The organism is Rhizobium moroccans, assembly GCF_057559155.1.
Map to the genome: position 1 here is coordinate 1 of NZ_JBHFJG010000007.1, position 20,957 is coordinate 20,957.

Sequence of the window (20,957 nt, forward strand, 5' to 3'; positions counted from 1 at the left end):
CCGAACGGGACACGTCGCGTGTCACCTATAAAATTCAATACGAGGCACACGACGTGTCCCGGCCGTCCTCGGATCGCGCTTCGCTTGTCCGAGGATGACGAAAAGAAAACCGCTGCAGCACCAAGAGAGGAGTCCGTCCACTCGTCACCCTCGGGCCTTCGAGGAAACCGTTCAATACTCGGGTCGTCCTCCTCGGGCCTGACCCGAGGACGAGGGTGGACAAAGCGAAAACCGTCGCCTAACCAGTCCTCGTCAGTTGCAGGGAGATTGGTCGATGGCTGTGAAGGATGTGAGAACGGGAGTTCGCAATGAGGAGGGGATTGCCGCGGTCCTCGGCATCTTGAAGCAGGCCTTCGGCGAGCGCTTCCAGACCGGCCGGTCCTTCCGCGAACAGCATGCCCACACCGCCACTTATCTGCCGTCGCAACTGCCGGACGGCGTCGTCTTCGTCGAAAGTTCCGAGGACGTGAAGACGGTGGTGAAGGCCTGTGCGAGCCATCGCGTGCCCGTCATTCCCTTCGGCACGGGCTCTTCGCTCGAAGGGCAGGTCAATGCGCCCTCCGGCGGCATCTCCATCGATTTCAGCCGCATGAACCGCGTGCTCAGCATCAGCCCCGCCGATCTCGACGTCACCGTCGAGCCGGGCATCACCCGTGAGGAGCTGAACCGGGAGCTGCGCGATACCGGCCTCTTCTTCCCGATCGATCCGGGCGCCAACGCCTCGATCGGCGGCATGGTGGCGACCCGCGCTTCCGGCACCAATGCGGTTCGCTACGGCACGATGAAGGACAATGTCCTGTCGCTGACGGTCGTCACCGCCGATGGCGAGGAGGTCCGCACCGCCCGCCGCGCGAAGAAGTCCTCCGCCGGCTATGATCTCACCCGCCTTTTCGTCGGCTCCGAAGGCACGCTCGGTGTCATCACCTCGGTGACGCTGCGCCTGCAGGGCATTCCCGAAAAGATTGGCGGCGGCGTCTGCGCCTTTCCGACCCTCCAGGCCGCCTGCGATGCCGTCATCATGACCATCCAGATGGGCATTCCCATCGCCCGCATCGAACTGCTGGATGACGTGCAGATACGCGCCTGCAATGCCTATTCCGGCCTCAGCTACCCGGAAAAGCCGACGCTTTTCCTGGAATTCCACGGCACCGAGGAGACCGTGGCGCTGCAATCCGCCCAGTTTTCCGAAATCGCGGCCGAATGCGGCGGCGACGAGTTCCGCTGGACCGACAATGCCGAGGAGCGCACCAAGCTCTGGAAGGCCCGACACGATGCCTATTGGGCGAGCCGGGCGCTGGCGCCGCATCTCGACGGGCTTTCCACCGATGTCTGCGTGCCGATCTCGCGGCTTGCCGAATGCGTGGCCGAGACCCAGGCCGATATCGCCCGTGAGGGCTTGCTCGCGCCGATCGTCGGCCATGCGGGTGACGGCAATTTCCACGTGCTCATCCTTTTTGACGGCAAGGACCCGTCTTCCGTCGCGAAGGTCGAGGCTTTCACGGAACGCCTCAATCGCCGCGCTCTCGCCATGGATGGCACCTGCACCGGCGAGCACGGCATTGGCCAGGGCAAGATGGCTTTCCTGGAAGAGGAACTCGGCGGTGCGCTGGGGCTGATGCGTTCCATCAAGAAAGGGCTCGATCCCGACAATATCTTCAATCCCGGCAAGATCCTGCGGCCTCTTTAAGGAGGGCTCCCGCAAGCGTGACCTGCCAGCGGTCTTTCGACCTTTTCATTTCGTGGTGAAACGCACTAGGGTGACAAGAAAACGCGATTGCCGTTGAGATTATGTGAGGCGAACGGAACGGAAGGAAACGGGGACGGTGCTTCAACGCATCATGCTTGCAATCGGCGGACTTGTCGTGGTGGCGCTTTTCACCGCGCTGCTCGCTCCGTTCTTCGTGGATTGGTCGAGCTTTCGCGTCGCCTTCGAGGAGCAGGCGAGCCGCATCCTCGGCAAGAAGGTCTCCGTCCACGGCTCCGTCGATGCGCGTATCCTGCCGTTTCCCTCCGTCACCCTGCATGATGTGAGGGTCGGAACCGATACCGACGGCCAGCCGCTGGTTCAGGTCGCCCGGTTCTCGATGGATATGGAGCTTGCGCCTTTCCTGTCGGGCGAGGCGCGTATTTTCGACATGCGCATTGAGGAGCCGAAGGCGCGCATTCGCGTATTGCAGGACGGCACGCTCGATTGGATGCGCGGCAGCCGCCCGGCGATCCCGGCCCGCACCGTCGTCATCGAGGATGTGCACATCACCGATGGCGCGATCGACTTGATCGACGAGCAGACCGGCAAGTCGCGCCGCCTCACCGGGCTTTCGGCCGATATGTCGGCTGAAAGGCTCACCGGTCCCTGGCGGGGCGAGGGCGCCGCGATCCTTGATGGCCATGGCGCGCGCTTCACGCTGGCGAGCGGCGAGATCGACCGCGCGGCGGCCCGGCTTCCGCTTCGGCTGCGCCTATGGCCGGAGGCGCAGCCGGTCGAAGTCAATCTCGACGGCGAGCTGGCGATTGCCGACAACAAGCCGCTATACCGCGGCAATTTCACCTTCGGCTTTCTGCAGGAGGAAGACGAGACCGAGCCCGTGGAACCGCCGCCTCCGGGGCCACGCGTCAAGGGTGGTTTCGAACTCACCAACGAGCGCTTCCGCATCCCGGAATACCGCTTGGAGGCAGGCGCTCCGGACGACCCTTACGTCGTGACCGGCGAGGCGACGCTGGATACCGGCGAAAAGCCGGAATTCCTGTTGACCGCGGAGGGCCAGCAGATCGATGTCGACCGCCTCGGCAACGGCAATCGGGGCAAGACAGGCCGGTATGCGGCCGCCTCCGCCAATCGCCGCATCAACGCCTTCATCGAGCTTGCAGCCCGCATTCCCGTTCCGCAGATGCCCGGCAAGGCGACGCTTCGCCTGCCGGCGATCGTCGCCGACGATACGACCATCCGCGACATCCGTCTCGATATCCGCCCCGCCGGCCAGGGCTGGACCGTCGACAATGTGGTGGCGACCTTGCCGGGACGCACGCAGGTCGAAGGCAAGGGCCTGCTGACACTGGCCGGCCGGCCCTCCTTCGTGGGCGATCTCCTGCTCGCCTCGACCCAGCCTTCGGGTCTCGCGGACTGGCTTTCCGGCCAGGTGGACCCGGCCATCCGGCAATTGCGCACTGCGGGTTTCTCGGCGAAGGTCAATCTGACGCCGGAACTGCAGCGGTTCGACGACCTCGAGCTGGCGATCGGCCCGGCGACGCTGAAAGGCAGCGTCGAACGGCAGTCGCAGTCGAACGCCGTACCCGCGCTGACGCTCGATCTTTCGGGCAACGAGATCGATATCGATGCCATGCGGGCGCTCGCCTCGCTGATGACGGGCGACGATGCCGGTCAGGCCGTGCTCGACCACCGCATCGCCGCCAATCTGAAAGCCGACCGGTTCACCGCCTTCGGCGTGGCGGCGGAAAAGGTCGATACCGTCTTCACGCTTTCGGAAGGCGCACTGTCGCTGGAACGGCTGACGGTCGGCAGCCTGGAGGGGGCGACGATCAATGCCCGCGGCAAGGCGGAAGGCTCTCTGCTCTCCTATCTCGGCAATGCGACCGTCACTCTGAAGGCGGCAAATCCCGGCCGTTTCCTCGCAATGCTGCGCGACCGCCTGCCGCCGCATCCGGCCCTGCAAAAGCTGGCGCGCAATTCCGCCTGGTTCGCCGATACCGATCTTTCCGCCGACCTGACGATCGGCGGGGCCGGACGAAGCGGCATTTCCGCGGTGGTGACGGGCGCCATGAACGGGAGCAGGCTTTCCGCGGATCTGGAACTGCCACGCATCTTCGATCTCACCGGCGGGCCGGATTTTTCCGTCAAGGCTAGGCTCGACAATCCGACGCCGTCGATTCTTCTCGGCCAGGCGGGTTTCGATCCGCTGCCTTTTGAGGGCGATGGCGCCGGCCGTCTGGAACTCGATCTCCGTCAGCAGGGAGAAGGGCCTGCCGCCGCCGACTTTTCTTTCCGCACGGAGCGCACGCAGCTTTCGGCCAAGGGCGATGTCGATCTGAAGGCGGGTGGTTTCGGTGAGGGAAGGGCGCATGTGGATCTGCGGAGCGCCGATCTCGAACCCTATCTGCTGATGACGGGCATCGGCCTGCCGCAATTCGGCTCGGGCCTGCCGCTCCGGTTTGCGGGAGACGTGGCCGTGACCCCGCAGACCGTGAATCTGACGGGCGTGAACGGCGAGGCCGCCGGCAGCGCCTTTTCAGGCGAGCTGAACATCGATCGCACTCTACCGGGCTATCCCGCATCCGGATCGCTCGACTTCGATACGCTCGATTTGGCTTGGCTTGGCGAAGCCGTCTACGGGCCTTTGACCGAACCCGAGAGCGGTGCCTTTTCGGCAAGGGATTTCGGCCGGCCGATCTTCGGCGACGCCGATGTGAGCCTAAACGTGAAGGCCAAGGCCTTCTGGGCGGGCATGGCCGGCAGGATCGATGATTTTTCCGCGAAGCTCGTGCACAAGAATGGCGGTGTCACGATCGAGGACGGAAACGGGACGTGGCAGGGCGGCAGGGTTTCGGGCCGCATGATGATGTCGAACGGCGAAGGCGCCGGTATCTTCCAGACGAAAATCCACCTGGAGGACGCCGATCTTACGCCACTGGTCTGGAACCTTGACGAAGTGCCGATCGCAAGCGGCAAGCTGGGGCTCGATCTTTCGGCGGAGGTGACGGGAAAGAGTGTTGCCGAACTCGTGGATTCGGCCGGAGGCTCCGGCGAGATACGGCTCTCCGACCTTGCAGTCGAGGGCATCAATCCGAATGCCCTGCCGCCGCTCTCCGCCGAGATCGACAAGCTCGAGGGGGAGGTGACGGAAGCGAAGGTCCTGCCTCTGCTATCGAAGGTCGTGCACAAGGGCTCCGCCAATCTTGGTCAGGTCGCCATTCCCTTCACCATCACCGATGGCGAACTCCGGGCACAGAACGTCGCGGCCTCGACCGGTCCGGCGAAGCTGATGGGGGATGTCCGCGTCGATCTCCTGAAAGAGGCGCTCCAGGGCAATCTCGCGATCACATATGACGCCGGAGATGAAGCCATCGCGGGCGGAGATCCGACGGTGCGGCTCGTCTATTCCGGCGATCTTGCCGCGCCTAAAAAGACGATCGATGCCGCGCCGCTCACGAATTTCCTGTCGCAGCGCGCCTTCGAACGTGAACGGCGGCGCGTGGAGGCGCTACAGGCGAGCGTGTTGGAAAAGCAGCGCCTTCGCCGCGAGGTCGCGCTTTATAATTTCCAGGCGGCGGAGCGTGAGGCGGCCCGCCAGAAGGCGGAGGCCGAAGAGCGTGCGCGGCAGGAAGCCGAAGCCAGAAGGCAGGCGGAAGCCGAAACGCGCCGGCAAGCCGTTCTCGCCGAACAGCGCCGACAGCGGGAAACGCAAGGAAATCAGCCGTCGGCACCCGTTCTGAGCGTGCCTCCCACCGAGGACGTCATCCGGGAGAGCCTGCCGCCGCTCGGAAATTCAGCGTTCCAGAGCCTGCCGGGCGTTCAATAGCGGGTTTGCCATGACTGATTTTCACGTCGTTACTTCGCCAAGTGCCGCCGGCAGCTTGAAATATGCCGTCGAACGCCTTGGTTTGTCGGGCGACGTGCACTGCATCATGGATGATCTGAGACTCGGTCCCCTCGCCAGCGAAAGGGAGCGGTTTCTGTTTTGGCAGGGCCTTTCCAAGGGATATGGCGATGATGATCTGGATTTAACGATGCACGGGGAAGAGGATGTCTTTGCTCCGTGGCGGATATTGCGCGAGCAGGTGATTTCCGGAGGGCCGCATCGCGTGTTGATCTGGGCAAGCGGCAGCGGGGCGGACTATGTTTTCCTGCGGATGGCCTGCCATCGGCTTGCGGATACGGGGGCAACCCTGATGCATATTCCGGTGCCGCCGCGGCACGGTTTGCACGCTGTTGCCGTCCATACGCCGCAGTCGCTGATCGGTTTTGCGAGGGACGCAACTGTTGTCCCGGAGGGCGACCGTCGCCGCCTTGCCGCGGAATTCGAGGCGATCGCCGTTCGGCCGGAGCTCTTGCGGGAATGCGACGGGTCCGGACATCTGCGTTTCCGCGATCTGTCGGTTCACGATGCCTTCATACTGGAAAATTGCTCAGCCGAATGGCGCCTTGCGGCGCGGGTCGCAGGCGATGTGATGGGGAAATGTGACCCCCGAAACGGACTGAGCGACATGTTCATTCATTCCCGGCTGCAACATCTCATCGGCGAAGCGCTGATTGAGAGCGAGGGCCAGCGCCAGGGATTGCGCAATTACCGGGTCCGGTTGGCCAGCCCCTAGGAAAGTTTGTTCTTGAGCCGGTGAAACACGTGGACGCGGAGCGCCGAGGAGAGATTGCTCTCCGCTGCGCGGCCGTCGTCGATTTCGGCAATGAGCGCCGCAAGGCTGATGTTCCGCTCCTCGGCGATCAGCCGCAGCTCCTGCCAGAACTCGTCCTCGAGGGTGAAGCTGGTGCGATGACCATGCAGCGTGGTTGAGTGTTTTCGGATCATGCGGAGGCTCCATTAGGAGTGCATGGAGCGGTCAGGAATTCGGCTTCAAGGCCGCGCGGCGGCCGCACAGGCCGTCAATCTTCGTCGAGCGGCTTTTCCAGCCGACCCTGGTCCAGCGTCTTTTCCGCCTTTTCGTTGAGCGCGCGGGTCAGGGTCTTCTCCGCCTTGCCGCGACCGAAAGCGAGGCGGTTCTGCTCCGCCTGCTTTTCCTTTTCGCTGCGCGCCTTGTTCTTTCGGAACTGGCGAAGATTGACGACTTGGCCGGTCATGAGACCTCTTGGGATCAATGCTTCTTGCGGAAGGAATCGAGCGAGACGACCGAGCCAGGCTTCTTCTCTTCGCTGGGGGCGGCTTCCGGTGCCTCGACCGCGCGCGGCGCGGCTTCGACCGGAATGGCGGTGATTTCGGCCGATGCATCGTCCTCTTCCGACAGCGGCACTTCGAACTCGAGCTCGAAGTTCACGGACGGGTCGTAGAAGCCGCGAATGGCATTGAAGGGGATGGCGAGACGTTCGGGCGTATCCGAGAAGGAAAGTCCGATCTCGAACATGGTATCGGTTACCTTGAGGTCCCAGAACTGGTGCTGGACGACGATGGTCATCTGCTCGGGATATTTCGCTTTCAGGTGCTGGGAAATGCGCACGCCCGGCGCGCCGGTCAGGAAGGTGATGAAGAAGTGATGGTCTCCGGGCAGGCGACCGGTTGCCGCGACCTCCGCCAAAACCTTGCGGATGACGCCGCGCAAAGCGTCCTGCGCCAGAATGTCGTAACGGATATGATCCTGCCCCATACGGTCCTGTCTTTCCAATTCTCTGTCTTATGCAAAGCGCGTTATGCCATGCGGCCGGCTCGGGGAAAACCCCCGCGACGCTTCGAGTCAACCACATACTATTCGACTGGAGGGAGAAGGTGAAGGCTTCTGTTGCCAGGTGCCTTCGGACCCCGCCTTAAGGTGCTAACCCTAAGGACTTAGAGCGGAATTCCCGCACCGCCATTAGGCAGCGAGAGCATATTCCTTAGCGTTGTTGTCGTTTGCAACTACACTTGTGACCCGATGACGGTGGTATCATGCCGAGCAAAAGTTCGATCTTTACACCCTTGTCGATCCTATTTCGCCCCCATCAAAAGCCGGTCTTCGGACCGACCGGTTTTTGGTGGAGGCGCCGGGTACCGCCCCCGGGTCCAATAGGTTTATTACACCGACCGTTTATTGCCATAGCCGGGCAGATGCCCGGCAAGGCTGATATAGGTGTTTCCGGGCGCCATGAAAAGAGGCAGGCCGCGTTTGCGGCCTGAAAAATATTGGGAATTGGGAGGCGCGGCGGAAAGCCGGACATCCGTCAGGACGCCTTGCGGACCACCTCGGCGCCGCCGAGATGCAGCGCGAAGCCGCTCGCGGACGGATCGGCAAGGCCGGGTCGTAGCTGCATGCTCGGGATCAGATAATCGCCGCCATTCTGCCGCCGGTAGGGAATGGGCGCGGTGGTTTGCAGCGTGCGCATTCTCTCGCGCAGGCGCCCCGCGACGGTTTCGAATCCCGCCTCGTCGAGACGATCGACCTTGTAGGCCACGAATGGCGGCAGGACGTCATAACCCGGATAATAGAGGATGCCGTGATTGATCGGAAACAGCAGGTCCTCGATCGGTCCGTTGACGCCGCGGGCGGAATAATGCTCCTCCCATCCGCCGGCGGTCACGATCAGCATGGCGCGCTTGCCGGCGAGCTTTCCCTCGCCATAGCGGTCGCCCCACCGCGTGTCGCTATGCTCGCCGACACCATAGGCGAAACCATAGGCATAGACCCGCTCGACCCATCCTTTCATAATTGCCGGCATGCTGAACCACCAGAGCGGGAACTGGAGGATCAGAACGTCGGCCCATAGAAGCTTCTCGATCTCGGCCTTGACGTCGTCCGTCAGGCTGTCGGTCTCGAAGGCCTTCTTGGACGCCGCAACCGGCACAAGACGCGCATCCGGGGCGAGCGACGGGAAATCGGCGCGATCGACCTCGGATTTCCAGCCCTCCGCATAAAGGTCGGTCACTCGCACTTCGTGGCCCTGGGCTTCGAGTTCGTTGACGGCGACATCGCGCAGCGCCCCGTTGAGGGAACCCGGTTCGGGATGAGCAAAGACAAGCAGAACTTTCATGGTCGGTATTCCTCTGAAATGAGAACTTACCCTCAAGTAGACAGAAGGAATGTGATCCACTAGATGTGGCCAATGAATATGATTGTGCCGTATTATGGATAAATCGGACGTCACATTGGAGCGCATGCGCACCTTCATCCGGGTGGCCGAACGCGGTAGCCTCTCGGCGGTGGCGCGTGAACTCGGCATCGGCCAATCCACGGTGACGCGGCATCTGAGGGAGCTGGAAGAGGCGGTCGGCGTGCCGCTTCTGTCGCGGACTACCCGGCGGGTGACGCTGACGGATGAAGGCAGCCGCTATTATGCCGACAGCGTGCAGATCCTGCGTCTCGTGGAGCAGGCGGGGGACGAAGCGCGGGGCGCGCGCGGAGCACCGGCCGGCACGATCCGGATTTCCTGCACCGCGGCCTTCGGCGTGCTGCATGTCACCCGCCTGATCTTCGCCTTTCAGGATCGCTATCCCGATATCGGGGTCGATCTCAGCCTCACCGACGAACGAGTGGACCTCGTGCGGGAAGGCGTCGATATCGCGCTCCGGCTCGGACCGCTGACCGACAGTTCCATGAAGCTGCGGCCCCTCGGCCAGAGCCGCCGCTTGCTTGTCGCAGCGCCGGATTATCTTGCGGCCCATGGCAGGCCGGCTCGCCCGCAGGACATTGCCGAGCATGAAGGCATTCGCATGTCGAACGTGGCGGGAAGCGACACGCTCGTCCTGCAGGGGGAAGACGGCGTGCGGCATGTCGTGGCGTTCGGCGGGCGTTTTCGCGTCGATCACGGGCTTGCCGCGCGGGAGGCCCTTGCCGCCGGCCGCGGCATCGGCCCCACCCACCGCTGGCTTGTCGACGATCTGTTGGGGGAGGGACGGTTAGAGGCCGTCCTACCGGAATATTCCCTGCCTTCGGTGCCGCTGAACATGCTGATCGTGCCCGAGCGGGCCGGTATCGTCCGGGTTCGCCTGCTGGTGGATTTCCTCGCCGCAGAAATTTCCGCCATTCCGGGCATCGAACGATGAGACAGGCATATTCTGTGGAGGTGGCGGCAAGCAGGTGGCCCGCCGGCGCAGTCGGCGCTAATATGAGGGTAACAAGGAATCAGCGGCCGTATCATGAAGCAATATCTCGACCTCCTCCGGCATGTCATGGAAACCGGCATCGATCGTGGCGATCGCACCGGTAAGGGCACGCGCTCCGTCTTCGGTTATCAGATGCGGTTCGACCTTGCGGAAGGCTTTCCGCTGCTGACCACCAAGAAACTGCACCTGAGATCGATCATCCATGAACTGCTCTGGTTCCTGAAAGGCGACACGAATATCGCCTATCTCAAGGAAAACGGGGTTTCGATCTGGGACGATTGGGCCGATGAAAGCGGCGATCTCGGCCCCGTCTACGGCTATCAGTGGCGCTCCTGGCCGGCGCCCGACGGTCGGCATGTCGACCAGATCGCGCAGCTTGTCGAAGGGCTGAAGGTCAATCCGAATTCCCGCCGCCATATCGTTTCCGCCTGGAACCCGGCCCTGGTGGATGAGATGGCGCTGCCGCCCTGCCACTGCCTGTTCCAGTTCTATGTCGCTGACGGAAAGCTCTCCTGCCAGCTCTACCAGCGGTCGGGCGATGTCTTCCTCGGCGTGCCGTTCAACATCGCCTCTTATGCGCTGCTGACGATGATGATGGCGCAGGTGACGGGGCTGAAACTCGGCGATTTCGTCCATACACTCGGCGACACGCATATCTATTCGGATCATTTCGAGCAGGCGAAACTGCAGCTCACCCGCGAGCCGAAGGCGCCGCCGAAGATGCACATCAATCCGGAAGTGAGGGATATATTCTCCTTCCGCTTCGAGGATTTCACGCTCACCGATTACGATCCCCATCCGCATATCAAGGCGGCGGTAGCGGTGTGATGGCCGTTCCGGTTTCGATTTTCGTCGCGGTCTCCAGGAACAACGTCATCGGCCGCGATGGCGACATGCCCTGGAAGCTCTCGACCGATCTCAAGCGCTTCAAGGCGATGACGCTCGGCAAGCCGATGATCGTGGGGCGCAAGACGCTGGAGAGTTTCGGCGGCAAACCTCTGCCGGGGCGGCCGCACGTGGTCGTCACCCGCGATCCGGCCTTCCATGTGGAAGGCGCGGATGTGGCGCGGTCGCTTGAAGAGGCACTTGAGCGGGCGCAGGCGGTCGCGGCGCAAACGGGAGCGGATGAGATCGGAATCCTGGGCGGCGGGCAGATCTACGCCCAGGCGATCGACGTCGCCGACCGGCTCTATGTGACGCATGTGGAAGCAGAGATCGCCGACGGCGATACCTTCTTTCCGGCGATAGATCCCGCAGTCTTCGAAAAGAGCGAGGAACTATTCGTCCCGGCGGGCGAAAAGGACAGTTTTCCGACCCGTTTCGTCGTTTATTCCCGCCGCACTGCGGCAAACTGAAACATTTCGTTACCAAACACCTGGAAGTTATTGGTTGCCGCGTTGAAAGGCGCGAAACTCGTACCTATAACGGGCAATGACCTTGGCCGCGGCTGTTATAAGTTGTCGTTCCTGGGATGGGAGAATTTGCAAACAAAGAGGTTTTGATGCCCTGGAGCAATCAGAATGGTGGCGGCGGCGGCCCTTGGGGCGGCGGCGGTGGCGGCGGTAACAATCAGGGACCCTGGGGACAGGGACCCAACCGCCCACGCGGCGGCGGCAGCGGCGGCCCGCCGGATTTGGAGGACATCATCCGACGTAGCCAGGACAGGCTGCGGGGCATCGTGCCGGGAGGCTTCAATGGCGGCGCATTCGCGATCATTGCGCTGGTCCTCCTCGCCTTCCTCGCATTCCAGTCGATCTACACCGTGCAGCCGGACGAACGCGGCGTCGAGCTGCGCTTCGGCCGCCCGAAGGAAGAGATCGCCATGCCGGGCCTGCATTTCCATCTCTGGCCGTTCGAAACGGTGGAGATCGTCAAGGTTACCGAGCAGCAGCAGAATATCGGCGCACGCGGTTCCAGCAATTCGAACGCGGGCTGGATGCTGACGGGCGACCAGAACATCGTCAACGTGCAGTTCTCGGTGCTTTTCACGGTGACCGATCCGCGCGCCTATCTCTTCAATCTGGAATCGCCGGCCGAGACGTTGCAGCAGGTCGCCGACAGCGCCATGCGCGAGGTCGCCGGCCGTCGTCCGGCGCAGGACCTCTTCCGCGACGACCGCGAAGGTATGTCGACGCAGGTTCGCGATATCATTCAGGGCACCATGGACCGCTACGGCTCCGGCATTTCGATCAACGCCGTGCCGATCGAGGATGCGGCCCCGCCGCGTGAAGTGGCCGATGCCTTCGAAGAAGTGCAGCGCGCCGAGCAGGACGAGGACCGCATCGTCGAGGAAGCCAATCGATATGCGAACCAGCAGCTCGGCCAGGCTCGCGGTCAGGCCGCCCAGGTTCGCGAAGAGGCTTCGGCCTATCGCGACCGCGTCGTCAACGAGGCGCAGGGTGAGGCGCAGCGCTTCATCTCGATCTATCAGGAATATGCCAATGCGCCGGATGTCACGCGCGAGCGCATCTTCATCGAAACCATGGAGAACGTGCTGAAGAACTCGAACAAGATCATCATCGAGGGAGGCCAGGGCGTCGTTCCCTACCTGCCGCTCAATGAAATCAACCGGCCGGTGACGACGCAGCAGGGAGCAAACTGATGATTTCCAACAAGCTCCCCGCATTTCTGATTGGCCTCGCGGTCATCCTTTTCCTGGTCTACTCCTCGGTGTTCGTGGTCAACGAGCGCGAGCAGGCCATCGTCGTCCGCTTCGGTGAGATTCAGGACGTGAAGAGCCAACCCGGCATCTATCTCAAGCTGCCCTTCGCGTTCATGGATGCAGACCGCGTCCAGTATATCGAGGATCGCGCCTTGCGTTTCGATCTGGACAATATCCGCGTCCAGGTTCGCGGCGGCGCCTTCTATGAAGTCGACGCTTTCGTGGTCTATCGCATCGAAGACCCCCGCCGCTTCCGGGAGGCCGTGTCGGGCGACCGGGAGGCTGCCGAAGCGCGTCTCAGCACCCGTCTCGATGCCGGCCTGCGCCGCGTCTACGGTCTGCGCAGCTTCACCGCCGCGCTTTCCGACGAGCGCGCCTCGATGATGACCGAGGTTCATAACGACTTGAACCAGGCGGCCGAATCTCTCGGCGTCAAGATCCAGGACGTCCGCATCCGCCGGACCGACCTGACGCAGGAAGTCTCGCAGCAGACCTTCGCCCGCATGCGGGCAGAGCGTCTGGCCGAAGCGGAGCTGATCCGAGCCCGTGGTGGCGAGGAAGGCCAGCGTCGCCGGGCGATCGCCGACCGCCAGGTGGTGGAGTTCGTCTCCGCGGCCCAGCGCGATTCGGAAATCATCCGAGGCGAGGGCGATGCCCAGCGCAACAAGATCTTCGCGGAAGCCTTCACGCGCGATCCGGCCTTCTTCCAGTTCTATCGCTCGATGCGGGCCTATGTGGCCTCGATGGCGAATAGCGGAACGACCATGGTGCTGTCGCCGGATTCGGAATTCTTCCGCTTCTTCAACGGCTCCGGCGGCCAGCCGGGGCAGGCGACGCCGCCTGCCGCGCCCGCCCAGCCGGCGGCGCCGGCTAACTGACGGAACGATGATCGGGGCGGCTTCGGGCCGCCCCGATCTTTTGTGGAGACATCCACAGGCGAATGCCGGGTGAGGGGGCGGTCTCACGAAAAGGTAATTTCGCCTGTCTTTATTCCGCCTTATGCTCGGTCGAAACTTGAGGCCGAAGTTCAACAGTCCGCCCGCTACTCCGCCGGGCATACCCGATAGCGAGGAAACCAGATGGTCCATTCGGTTCAATCGTCCTGGAAGTGCTCAGTCGCGCTGATCGCGGCCTTCGCCGTTCTGGCGGGACCCTTGCAGGCTGCAGCCCAGACGACCGGGCCAGCCGTTCCTCCAGCCGCGCCGGAGGCGCAGCCGGTTCTCCCTGATACGCAGCCGGCTCCTGACACGCAGCCAGCTCCCCCGGAATCACAGCCTGCTCCCCCGGAAGCGCCACCAGCTTCTCCGGAGGTACAGCCGGTTCCCCCAGATACACAGCCGGCCCCTGACATGCAGCCTGCTCCCGAGGCGCAGCCGGCTCCGCCCGCGCCACCTGCCGCGGAAATGCTGCCGGCGCCGCCGACCTCTTCCCCGCCGATTGCGGGCACGCCGCCTTCGCCGGTTCTGCCGGGTGCCGGGCCGGCCTCGATCGCCGATATGGCCGGCGGGCTGCTCGATGCGGTGGTCAACATCTCCACCTCCCAGAGCGTCAAGGAGGAGGGCGCCGGCCCGCAGCCGCAGATTCCGGAGGGCTCGCCCTTCCAGGAGTTCTTCGAGGACTATTTCGACGGCCAGGGTGGTCAGGGCGGGGCCCAGAAGGTTTCCTCGCTCGGCTCCGGCTTCGTGATCGATCCGGCCGGCTTCGTGGTGACCAACAACCACGTGATCGAAGGCGCCGACGATATCGAAGTGGTTTTCCCGAACGGCAGCAAGCTCAAGGCCACATTGGTCGGCACCGACACCAAGACCGACCTTTCGGTGTTGAAGGTGGAGCCGAAGACGCCGCTGAAGGCGGTGCGTTTCGGCGATTCGCGGCAGATGCGGATCGGCGACTGGGTGATGGCGATCGGCAATCCTTTCGGGCTCGGCGGCTCGGTGACGCTCGGCATCATCTCGGCCCGCAACCGCAACATCAATGCCGGGCCCTACGACAACTTCATCCAGACGGATGCCGCCATCAACAAGGGCAATTCCGGCGGACCGCTCTTCAACATGAAGGGCGAGGTCATCGGCATCAACACGGCCATCATCTCGCCCTCCGGCGGCTCGATCGGCATCGGCTTCGCCGTCCCGACCGAACTTGCGGAAAACATCGTCCACCAGCTGATCGAGTTCGGCGAAACGCGCCGCGGCTGGCTCGGCGTGCGCATCCAGCCGGTGACCGACGAGGTCGCCCAGAGCCTTGGCCTGGACCGCGCCCGCGGCGCGCTGGTTGCCGGCGTCATCAAGGGAGGTCCGGTCGACAACGGCGTGCTGCGCTCCGGCGATGTCATCCTTTCCTTCGACGGCCGCCCGGTCAGCGAAATGCGCGACCTGCCGCGGGCCGTGGCAGAGAGCGCGGTGGGCAAGGAAGTCGACGTCGTCGTCCTGCGCGACGGCAAGGAAGAGACCGTCAAGGTGACGCTCGGCCGTCTGGAGGACAGCGCCGATGCCGCCGCCGACGATGCCGAACAGCCGGTGCTGCCCGAAGGCGAGGGCGAGGACATGGCTCCGGAGAACGGTGCTCCCGGTGACCAATCCGGAGATCAGTCCGGGGATCAATCTGGAGATCAGCCCAATGATCAGTCCGGGGCAGTAACGGACGACCCGACGCTCAGCCTCGGCATGACGCTCGCGACACTCGATGAAGAGCGCCGCAAGAGCCTCGGCATTGCCGAAAGCGTCGAGGGCGTCGTCATCACCGCCGTGGAGGCGGATTCAGCCGCGGCCGGAAAGGGTCTCAAGCCCGGCGAAGTGGTGGTCGAAGTCGGGCAGGATTTCATGGCGAGCCCGGCCGATGTGGTGGCCAAGGTTCAGGCGCTGAAGGCGGAAGGCCGCCGCAATGCGCATGTGATGATTTCCGACGCGACCGGAAACCTGCGGTTCGTGGCAGTTCCCCTCGAATAGGTTAGGGCCAATCGACATTCAGGGTTTGGAGCGCGGTATGAGGGAAAATCGTTCAGTTCTAGGAGCGAAACCGATGGTGGAGCCGAACTCCATCAAGGTTTCGCGACGCGGAAATGGGCGATTTTCACCATATCCCACGCGCAACCCCGAAAATGCTTCAGCATTTTCGGAAAGGATTGCGCGCGTTCCGGAGAGCGCTGCGTCCTTTAGCCGGCCTTCAGGCCGGCTGGCGCAGCGTGGGACGCGGCGGATTTCGCGCCTTGCTGCGTCGAAGGCCCCTCGTGGAGTTATGCTCCACGTCGGTTCCTTCTCCTTGCCATCCACGAAATCCGGCTCGCGCCGCGTCCGAAACCTGATTGTCGATTGGTCCTAGGCCGGCGTTCTGCCGGCCTCCCATTCTTCCCGGCTGAGGGCGTAGACCACATGGCCCTTCAGGTGGGGGTGCGTGTCGGGCACGCGCGGATGGTCGAAGTCGCGCCCGGCATCACGCTTGAGGCCGATCCGTTCCATGACCGCCGTGGAGCGCCGGTTGCCGGCCACAGCGAAAGAGACGATCTCCTCAAGGGCGGCCTTTTCGAAACCCCAGCCGATGAGCGCGCTTGCCGCTTCCGTGACGTAGCCATTGCCCCAGAAGCGGGTGGCCAGCCGCCAGCCGATTTCCACCGTCTCCGGCGGAAAGATATCCGGCATGTTGGCGAGCGAAAGACCGCAGAAGCCCATCGGCTCGCCGGTTTCCTTGAGTTCCAGCGCGTAGAAGCCGAGGCCCGTCCCGGTGATGATGCCGTTCAGCTTTTCCATCATCGCATCGGCTTCCGCGTGTGTGCGCCGGAAGGGAAAGAATTCCATTACCTTCGGGTCGGAATTGATCTCGCGGAAGAGGTCTCGGTCGGAGGCAAGCCAGTTCCGCAGCCGCAGCCGTTCGGTTTCGAGGATGATGGTGGGCATTTCCCGGTGGATCGGATTGGACGTCATGCCCGCTTCTTTTCCTGCCGGGCAACATGCTGACGCAGCACGCTGTTGATTTCGGTCTGATAGCCGCTGCCATGAGCGTGCGATTTGAACCATTCGATCACGTCGGCATCCAGCCGGATGGTGACGGATTTTTTCAGTGGTCTGTAAAGGTGGCCTCGTTTTGCCAGGCGCCACTGTTCTTCCGTGATTTCCGGGATATCGCTGGTGTCGATATCGCCATCGTTCAGCGCTGCGATTTCCGCCAGTTCGGCCAATTGATCGTCACTAAAAGGCTTCTTGCTCATATCGTCTCCTCTCATGCGAAGTGGCCTTTCGAGCGCTGATGATACGGATCACCTCTTGTGCTCCGGCGCTCCGGTAGACATGCGCAACGACGAGAATGGTCACCGATGCGACCGAGCCTATCGCAAGCCAGCGCTCTTCGCCGTCATAGACCCCGTCCGGGATAATCACATGATGCGGATCGTCCCAGACATGTTGCGCGATTTCAAATGAGACCTTGTGCTTCGCCTTGTTCAGGTTTGCTTTCTGAGGGTCCCATTCGAATTCCATCGCATCACCTAGTGTACATACATTTTTGTAATGCTTCAACGGCGATGAATGATGGTATTCATGGCGTCACGAAATCCGCTTTCCTGTAGCCCTGGATGTAGAGAAGGGCGGTGAGGTCGCCATGGTCGACGCGCATCTTTGCCTGAGCGGCGACGGTGGGTTTGGCGTGCAATGCTACACCGGAGCCGGCAAGCCCCAGCATGCCGAGATCGTTGGCGCCGTCGCCGACGGCGATCGCGTCTTCCGGCGTGATGCCGAGCCTTTCGCTGATCTCGACCAGCGCGTTGATCTTGGCCTGCTTGCCGAGGATCGGTTCGGCCACCTCGCCGGTCAGCAGCCCGTCCTTCTCGATAAGGAGATTGGCGCGGTTCTCGTCGAAGCCGAGGCGCGCCGCGATGCGGCTGGTAAACACGGTGAAGCCGCCGGAAACGAGGGCCGAATAATGCCCCTTCGCCTTCATGGTGGCGATGAGCTCCGGTCCGCCGGAGGTGAGCGTGATACGCTTGGCGATCACGTCATCGACTACGGAAACCGAAAGGCCTTTCAGGAGAGCGACACGTTCCCGCAAGGCGGGTTCGAAGGCGATTTCGCCGTTCATGGCCCGCGCGGTGATCGCCGCGACCTTCTCTTTCAGGCCAACCACGTCGGCGAGCTCGTCGATGCATTCCTGCCCGATCATGGTGGAATCCATGTCGGCGATCAGGAATTTCTTGCGGCGGGTTTCGGCCTCCTGCACCACGAGGTCGATCGGGCTTGCGGCGATCACGGCCTGCAGATTGGCTTCGGCCGCCCGCGGATCTGCGCCGTCGCGCAGCGCGAGATCGCAGGCGATGCCGTTCGCAAGCCAGTAGAGACCGGCGGCATTCACCGCCTCGGCCGCCTTCTCCCCAAGCGCGGGTGACAGAATGGGGTTTGACGGATGGGCGATGAGCGTGGCAACGAAAGCCATATGGAAGACCTTTTGGATAATGCGGACGCGATCCTGATAACCGGGCCGACGGCGAGCGGCAAGTCGGCGCTTGCCGCGCGGCTCGCCGAAGAGCAGGGCGGCGTGGTGATCAATGCCGATAGCATGCAGGTCTACGATACATTGCGGGTCCTCACCGCAAGGCCGTCGGACGAGGAGATGCGCGGCGTGCCGCATCTGCTCTATGGGCACGTGCCGGCGACGCGCGCCTATTCCACCGGCGAATGGCTGCGCGACGTCTCGGCCGTTTTGACGGAGTTGAAGGCAGAAGGCAGGCTGCCGGTGCTGGTCGGGGGCACGGGGCTCTACTTCAAGGCGCTGACCGGCGGTCTCTCCGACATGCCGGAAATCTCGCAGGATATCCGTTGCCGGGTGCGCCTGCGCTTGAAGGAAGTGGGGCCGGAGGCCCTCCATGCCGAACTCAGCTTTCTGGATGCGTCGGTCGCGGCAAGCCTCGAACCCAAGGACGGTCAGCGGATCGTCCGCGCGCTCGAGGTCCTGGAGGAGACGGGCCGTTCGATCTCGCAGTTTCAGGATAGGCGCGGCCCGATGGTCATCGATCCGGCGCGGGCGCGCAAGATCGTCGTGCTGCCGGATCGCACGCTTCTGCACGAGCGGATCAATCGCCGTTTCGAGACCATGCTGGAGACCGGCGCGGTCGAGGAGGTGAGGGCGCTTCTCGCTCTCGATCCGGCACCCGATCTACCGGTGATGAAGGCGATCGGCGTGCGGGAGATCGCCGAAATGCTGGAAGGCGGGATGACGAGGGAAGAGGTCATCGAAAGAGGCTCGGCGCTGACGAGGCAGTATGCCAAGCGCCAGATGACCTGGTTCCGCAACCAGATGGACGAGAGCTGGGAACGGCTGGGGTAGTCGGCCCGCTCAATCCTTGTCGTAGAGGCTGCTCAAGGGCCGCTTCAGCAGGCTTTCCCGCAGCGAACCCTCGCGTCTCGGCAGGGGAGCGCGTGGGCCGTCTCCGCCCGGCGAAGGGGGCTGAGCGGCAGGCTCGGGAAAGCGCTGCTTGCGCAGTTCGGCGAAGCGATCGGGCCATGGCGTCGAAGGCTGCTTGGCAGAGGCATCGCCGCGGGGCAGCATGTAGGGCCTGTAGGGCTCTATCCGCGGGGCCTCGGGGCTCCCTGACGGGTCGGCGGTTGGTCTCGAATCGCCATGCATCTCGCGATCCCAACGCTCGAATTCCTCGTCGCTTGCCGGCGGAAAGTCATGGACTTCCGGGCTGCCTTCGAAGGCCAGATTGTCCGGTGCGGTCGCCGCCTCGTAGCGGCGCTGGAAGGTGGAAATGTCCGGGCCGCTTATCGCGCGCATGCGGGTAATGACCGCGCGCAGATCCACAGTGTCCGGCGTCTCTTCCGTTTGCCTTTCTGCTATCCCATGCGCCTTCGGCAGGTGCAGGCGGTCGACGCGCGAAAAACGCATGCGCATCGGCACGGAAATCGCCTCGCCGAAGGCGATCGCCTCGCCGTTGCCGATCGAGGAGAGGAAGCTCGTCGTGGAGATGGAGGAATTCGGGATCGCGGACTTGATGATTTCCTGGTCGCGCTCGTTGGAAAGCCGCATGGCGAACACTGTCGAGCATTGCGAAAGAATCGTCTGGTCGAGCTCGCCCGGCCGCTGGGTGATGATACCGAGCGACACGCCGTATTTGCGGCCCTCCTTGGCGATTCGGGAAATGGCCTGCCGGGTGGGGAAGAAACCGAGTTCCCGGTCGGCGGGCACATAGCGGTGCGCCTCCTCGCAGACCACCAGAACATGGATCGCGCCATTGCTCCAGAGCGCGATCTCGAACGCCATGCGGCAAAGCACGGACGCGACCGAATTGACGACCTCGGAAGGGATGCCCGCAAGCTGGAAGGTGGAAATCGGCCTGTCTCCGCCCGGAATGCGGAAGATATGCGCGATCGTCTCCATGATCGTGTCGCTGATCGTATTGTTGGAGAACATGAAATGATAGCGCGGATCGTTGATCGCCGACATGATCCGCACCTTGAGCGAGCGGAGGGACGGCTTCTCGCCGCGTCCTTCCAGCCGTCCGATGCGTTCGTCGATGAAGGCCAGGAGGTCCGCCACGCGATAGGGAACCGGCGTGTCGGCGGTGATCGAGCTCCGCTCCACGCTGCGCCGCGCCGGCGAGCCCTCGCTGCCCCGGAAGGCGCGCTTGGCCTCGGGAATGAGATCGCGCAGGATATCCATCTCCTCCGAGACCGGCGGGCGGCCGCGGAACACCACTTCCGCGAATTCGTCGAGCTTCATCAGCCAGAAGGGCAGGTCGAGCTTGTCGGTATCGATGACGACGGCGTGGTCCGGAAAGGCGGCCGCGAATTCGTTATGTGGATCGAGGATCAGCACCCTGAGCTTGGGGTCGGTTTCGATCGCCTTGTGCAACAGCAGCGAAACGGCCGTGGACTTGCCCACGCCCGTCGAACCCACGATCGCGAAATGCTTCGACAGCATCGATGGGATGTGGATCGTCGCGTCTATGGTCTCGTCCTGGGTGATCTTGCCGATGACGCAGGTGTCGCTCTTGCCGGTGTCGTAGATGCGCAGCAGGTCGGACGCGCGGATGCGGTGGGCCATGGCGCCGAGATGCGGATAGCGCGATATGCCGGTGGAAAACTCGTCCCGGCCATCCGGGCGCGTGCGGACCTCACCCAGAAGCTCGACTTCGATATGGAAGCTGTTGTCCTCGCGCTCGCTCCAGTCCTGACGGCTGGTCTGCATGGAATAGGCGAGAGCCACCACCCGGTTTTCCCCGACCGCGATGGAGATGAGGCGGCCGACGGACCAGAGTTCCGCAACCTCCGTGTCACCATCCGCGGCAATAGCCGCGATCGTGGCATGCGATCCGCTGCAGGCGACGACCCGGCCGAGCAGGCGGTCGCCGGCCTTTTGAAGATCGCGCCGGTCGTGCTCGCCGGCCGAGATGGAACGATGGAGGTCGTTGTTCAGCAAAACTGGCCCCTGTCGCTGGGGTTGGCTTGCGGCTCGTCAGCGAGCTCGCGCTATCCCTTGAAATGCCGGGAATTGTATCGCCGCCGGTTTAACAAGTGGTGTAGCGGGCGGCGGTTCGGCCGCCGCGAAAAAAT

The 20,957-nt window shown here is 63.2% G+C and carries 19 protein-coding genes and 1 other RNA gene; 10 read left to right on the top strand and 10 right to left on the bottom strand.

The annotated features are described in order from the left end of the window. Positions 1–274: 274 nt before the first annotated feature. The 3 genes from ACE04I_RS04740 (at position 275) to ACE04I_RS04750 (ending at position 6,327) form a co-directional block, all read left to right on the top strand. Positions 275–1,687 (top strand): FAD-binding oxidoreductase, encoded by a 1,413-nt coding sequence (locus ACE04I_RS04740; protein ID WP_046792614.1) that lies wholly within the window; start codon positions 275–277, stop codon positions 1,685–1,687. Between the two features lie 136 nt (positions 1,688–1,823). Beyond that, positions 1,824–5,534 (top strand): AsmA family protein, encoded by a 3,711-nt coding sequence (locus ACE04I_RS04745; RefSeq protein WP_487206702.1) that lies wholly within the window; start codon positions 1,824–1,826, stop codon positions 5,532–5,534. A gap of 10 nt (positions 5,535–5,544) precedes the next feature. Then, complete coding sequence (locus ACE04I_RS04750; RefSeq protein WP_082118216.1) at positions 5,545–6,327, top strand: DUF3658 domain-containing protein; 783 nt, start codon at positions 5,545–5,547, stop codon at positions 6,325–6,327. Here the strand turns inward: ACE04I_RS04750 and ACE04I_RS04755 are convergent. The 5 genes from ACE04I_RS04755 to ACE04I_RS04775 form a co-directional block, all read right to left on the bottom strand. Beyond that, positions 6,324–6,539: a ribbon-helix-helix domain-containing protein gene (locus ACE04I_RS04755; protein ID WP_046792611.1), complete on the bottom strand. Its 216-nt coding sequence runs from the start codon at positions 6,537–6,539 to the stop codon at positions 6,324–6,326. The two genes, ACE04I_RS04750 and ACE04I_RS04755, sit on opposite strands and share 4 nt — an antisense overlap. Before the next feature lie 74 nt (positions 6,540–6,613). Next, a complete protein-coding gene (locus ACE04I_RS04760) occupies positions 6,614–6,808 on the bottom strand; it encodes a DUF4169 family protein (RefSeq protein WP_046792610.1) in 195 nt (64 codons plus the stop codon). A 14-nt stretch (positions 6,809–6,822) separates the two neighbouring features. Then, the gene (locus tag ACE04I_RS04765) at positions 6,823–7,329 is read right to left on the bottom strand and encodes an SspB family protein (RefSeq protein WP_046792609.1); all 507 of its coding nucleotides are present in this window, start codon (positions 7,327–7,329) and stop codon (positions 6,823–6,825) included. A 118-nt stretch (positions 7,330–7,447) separates the two neighbouring features. Then, positions 7,448–7,814, bottom strand: a transfer-messenger RNA (tmRNA) gene (gene ssrA, locus ACE04I_RS04770). A 65-nt stretch (positions 7,815–7,879) separates the two neighbouring features. Then, a complete protein-coding gene (locus ACE04I_RS04775) occupies positions 7,880–8,686 on the bottom strand; it encodes an NAD(P)H-dependent oxidoreductase (RefSeq protein ID WP_046792608.1) in 807 nt (268 codons plus the stop codon). Positions 8,687–8,780: 94 nt separating this feature from the next. On the opposite strand from ACE04I_RS04775, the gene ACE04I_RS04780 reads away from it, so the two are divergent. The 6 genes from ACE04I_RS04780 to ACE04I_RS04805 all read left to right on the top strand — a co-directional run bounded on the left by ACE04I_RS04780 (position 8,781) and on the right by ACE04I_RS04805 (position 15,365). Beyond that, entirely contained in the window at positions 8,781–9,698 is a 918-nt protein-coding gene (locus tag ACE04I_RS04780; protein WP_046792607.1) for a LysR family transcriptional regulator, read from the top strand. 93 nt (positions 9,699–9,791) lie between these two features. Then, the gene (locus tag ACE04I_RS04785; protein ID WP_046792606.1) at positions 9,792–10,586 is read left to right on the top strand and encodes a thymidylate synthase; all 795 of its coding nucleotides are present in this window, start codon (positions 9,792–9,794) and stop codon (positions 10,584–10,586) included. Then, positions 10,586–11,113 (top strand): dihydrofolate reductase, encoded by a 528-nt coding sequence (locus ACE04I_RS04790; RefSeq protein WP_046792605.1) that lies wholly within the window; start codon positions 10,586–10,588, stop codon positions 11,111–11,113. Before ACE04I_RS04785 ends, ACE04I_RS04790 begins: the two co-directional genes overlap by 1 nt. Positions 11,114–11,259: 146 nt before the next feature. Beyond that, complete coding sequence (hflK, locus tag ACE04I_RS04795; protein WP_046792604.1) at positions 11,260–12,360, top strand: FtsH protease activity modulator HflK; 1,101 nt, start codon at positions 11,260–11,262, stop codon at positions 12,358–12,360. Then, positions 12,360–13,298, top strand: coding sequence for a protease modulator HflC (gene hflC / locus ACE04I_RS04800; protein WP_046792603.1), 939 nt, complete (start codon positions 12,360–12,362; stop codon positions 13,296–13,298). Before hflK ends, hflC begins: the two co-directional genes overlap by 1 nt. A gap of 471 nt (positions 13,299–13,769) precedes the next feature. Then, positions 13,770–15,365, top strand: coding sequence for a Do family serine endopeptidase (locus tag ACE04I_RS04805; RefSeq protein ID WP_082118215.1), 1,596 nt, complete (start codon positions 13,770–13,772; stop codon positions 15,363–15,365). 369 nt (positions 15,366–15,734) lie between these two features. Here the strand turns inward: ACE04I_RS04805 and ACE04I_RS04810 are convergent, their stop codons facing one another. From ACE04I_RS04810 to serB, 4 genes are read right to left on the bottom strand one after another with little or no spacing between them, the layout of a single operon-like run. Continuing rightward, positions 15,735–16,337, bottom strand: a complete 603-nt coding sequence (locus ACE04I_RS04810) for a GNAT family N-acetyltransferase (RefSeq protein WP_245282030.1) — start codon at positions 16,335–16,337, stop codon at positions 15,735–15,737. After that, the gene (locus tag ACE04I_RS04815; protein WP_046792601.1) at positions 16,334–16,621 is read right to left on the bottom strand and encodes a BrnA antitoxin family protein; all 288 of its coding nucleotides are present in this window, start codon (positions 16,619–16,621) and stop codon (positions 16,334–16,336) included. The genes ACE04I_RS04810 and ACE04I_RS04815 overlap by 4 nt, the downstream gene beginning before the upstream one ends. Further along, positions 16,602–16,889, bottom strand: coding sequence for a BrnT family toxin (locus tag ACE04I_RS04820; RefSeq protein ID WP_046792600.1), 288 nt, complete (start codon positions 16,887–16,889; stop codon positions 16,602–16,604). The genes ACE04I_RS04815 and ACE04I_RS04820 overlap by 20 nt, the downstream gene beginning before the upstream one ends. Before the next feature lie 58 nt (positions 16,890–16,947). Continuing rightward, on the bottom strand, positions 16,948–17,838 hold the full coding sequence (gene serB / locus ACE04I_RS04825; protein WP_046792599.1) for a phosphoserine phosphatase SerB: 891 nt from the start codon (positions 17,836–17,838) through the stop codon (positions 16,948–16,950). Here serB and miaA point away from each other — a divergent pair, their 5' ends adjacent. Further along, positions 17,839–18,729: a tRNA (adenosine(37)-N6)-dimethylallyltransferase MiaA gene (miaA, locus tag ACE04I_RS04830; protein ID WP_046792598.1), complete on the top strand. Its 891-nt coding sequence runs from the start codon at positions 17,839–17,841 to the stop codon at positions 18,727–18,729. Between the two features lie 9 nt (positions 18,730–18,738). Here the strand turns inward: miaA and ACE04I_RS04835 are convergent, their stop codons facing one another. Beyond that, entirely contained in the window at positions 18,739–20,823 is a 2,085-nt protein-coding gene (locus ACE04I_RS04835) for an ATP-binding protein (RefSeq protein WP_487206703.1), read from the bottom strand. Positions 20,824–20,957: the final 134 nt, after the last annotated feature.

Bases quoted from the DNA above. Each gene is read 5' to 3' on its own strand.
- ACE04I_RS04760 (WP_046792610.1), bottom strand. From the start codon at position 6,808: ATGACCGGCCAAGTCGTCAATCTTCGCCAGTTCCGAAAGAACAAGGCG.
- ACE04I_RS04815 (WP_046792601.1), bottom strand. From the start codon at position 16,621: ATGAGCAAGAAGCCTTTTAGTGACGATCAATTGGCCGAACTGGCGGAA.
- ACE04I_RS04820 (WP_046792600.1), bottom strand. From the start codon at position 16,889: ATGGAATTCGAATGGGACCCTCAGAAAGCAAACCTGAACAAGGCGAAG.
- ACE04I_RS04750 (WP_082118216.1), top strand. From the start codon at position 5,545: ATGACTGATTTTCACGTCGTTACTTCGCCAAGTGCCGCCGGCAGCTTG.
- ACE04I_RS04810 (WP_245282030.1), bottom strand. From the start codon at position 16,337: ATGACGTCCAATCCGATCCACCGGGAAATGCCCACCATCATCCTCGAA.
- ACE04I_RS04785 (WP_046792606.1), top strand. From the start codon at position 9,792: ATGAAGCAATATCTCGACCTCCTCCGGCATGTCATGGAAACCGGCATC.
- miaA (WP_046792598.1), top strand. From the start codon at position 17,839: ATGGAAGACCTTTTGGATAATGCGGACGCGATCCTGATAACCGGGCCG.
- ACE04I_RS04775 (WP_046792608.1), bottom strand. From the start codon at position 8,686: ATGAAAGTTCTGCTTGTCTTTGCTCATCCCGAACCGGGTTCCCTCAAC.
- ACE04I_RS04765 (WP_046792609.1), bottom strand. From the start codon at position 7,329: ATGGGGCAGGATCATATCCGTTACGACATTCTGGCGCAGGACGCTTTG.
- ACE04I_RS04755 (WP_046792611.1), bottom strand. From the start codon at position 6,539: ATGATCCGAAAACACTCAACCACGCTGCATGGTCATCGCACCAGCTTC.
- ACE04I_RS04805 (WP_082118215.1), top strand. From the start codon at position 13,770: ATGCAGCCTGCTCCCGAGGCGCAGCCGGCTCCGCCCGCGCCACCTGCC.
- hflK (WP_046792604.1), top strand. From the start codon at position 11,260: ATGCCCTGGAGCAATCAGAATGGTGGCGGCGGCGGCCCTTGGGGCGGC.
- hflC (WP_046792603.1), top strand. From the start codon at position 12,360: ATGATTTCCAACAAGCTCCCCGCATTTCTGATTGGCCTCGCGGTCATC.
- ACE04I_RS04790 (WP_046792605.1), top strand. From the start codon at position 10,586: ATGGCCGTTCCGGTTTCGATTTTCGTCGCGGTCTCCAGGAACAACGTC.
- ACE04I_RS04740 (WP_046792614.1), top strand. From the start codon at position 275: ATGGCTGTGAAGGATGTGAGAACGGGAGTTCGCAATGAGGAGGGGATT.
- serB (WP_046792599.1), bottom strand. From the start codon at position 17,838: ATGGCTTTCGTTGCCACGCTCATCGCCCATCCGTCAAACCCCATTCTG.
- ACE04I_RS04780 (WP_046792607.1), top strand. From the start codon at position 8,781: ATGGATAAATCGGACGTCACATTGGAGCGCATGCGCACCTTCATCCGG.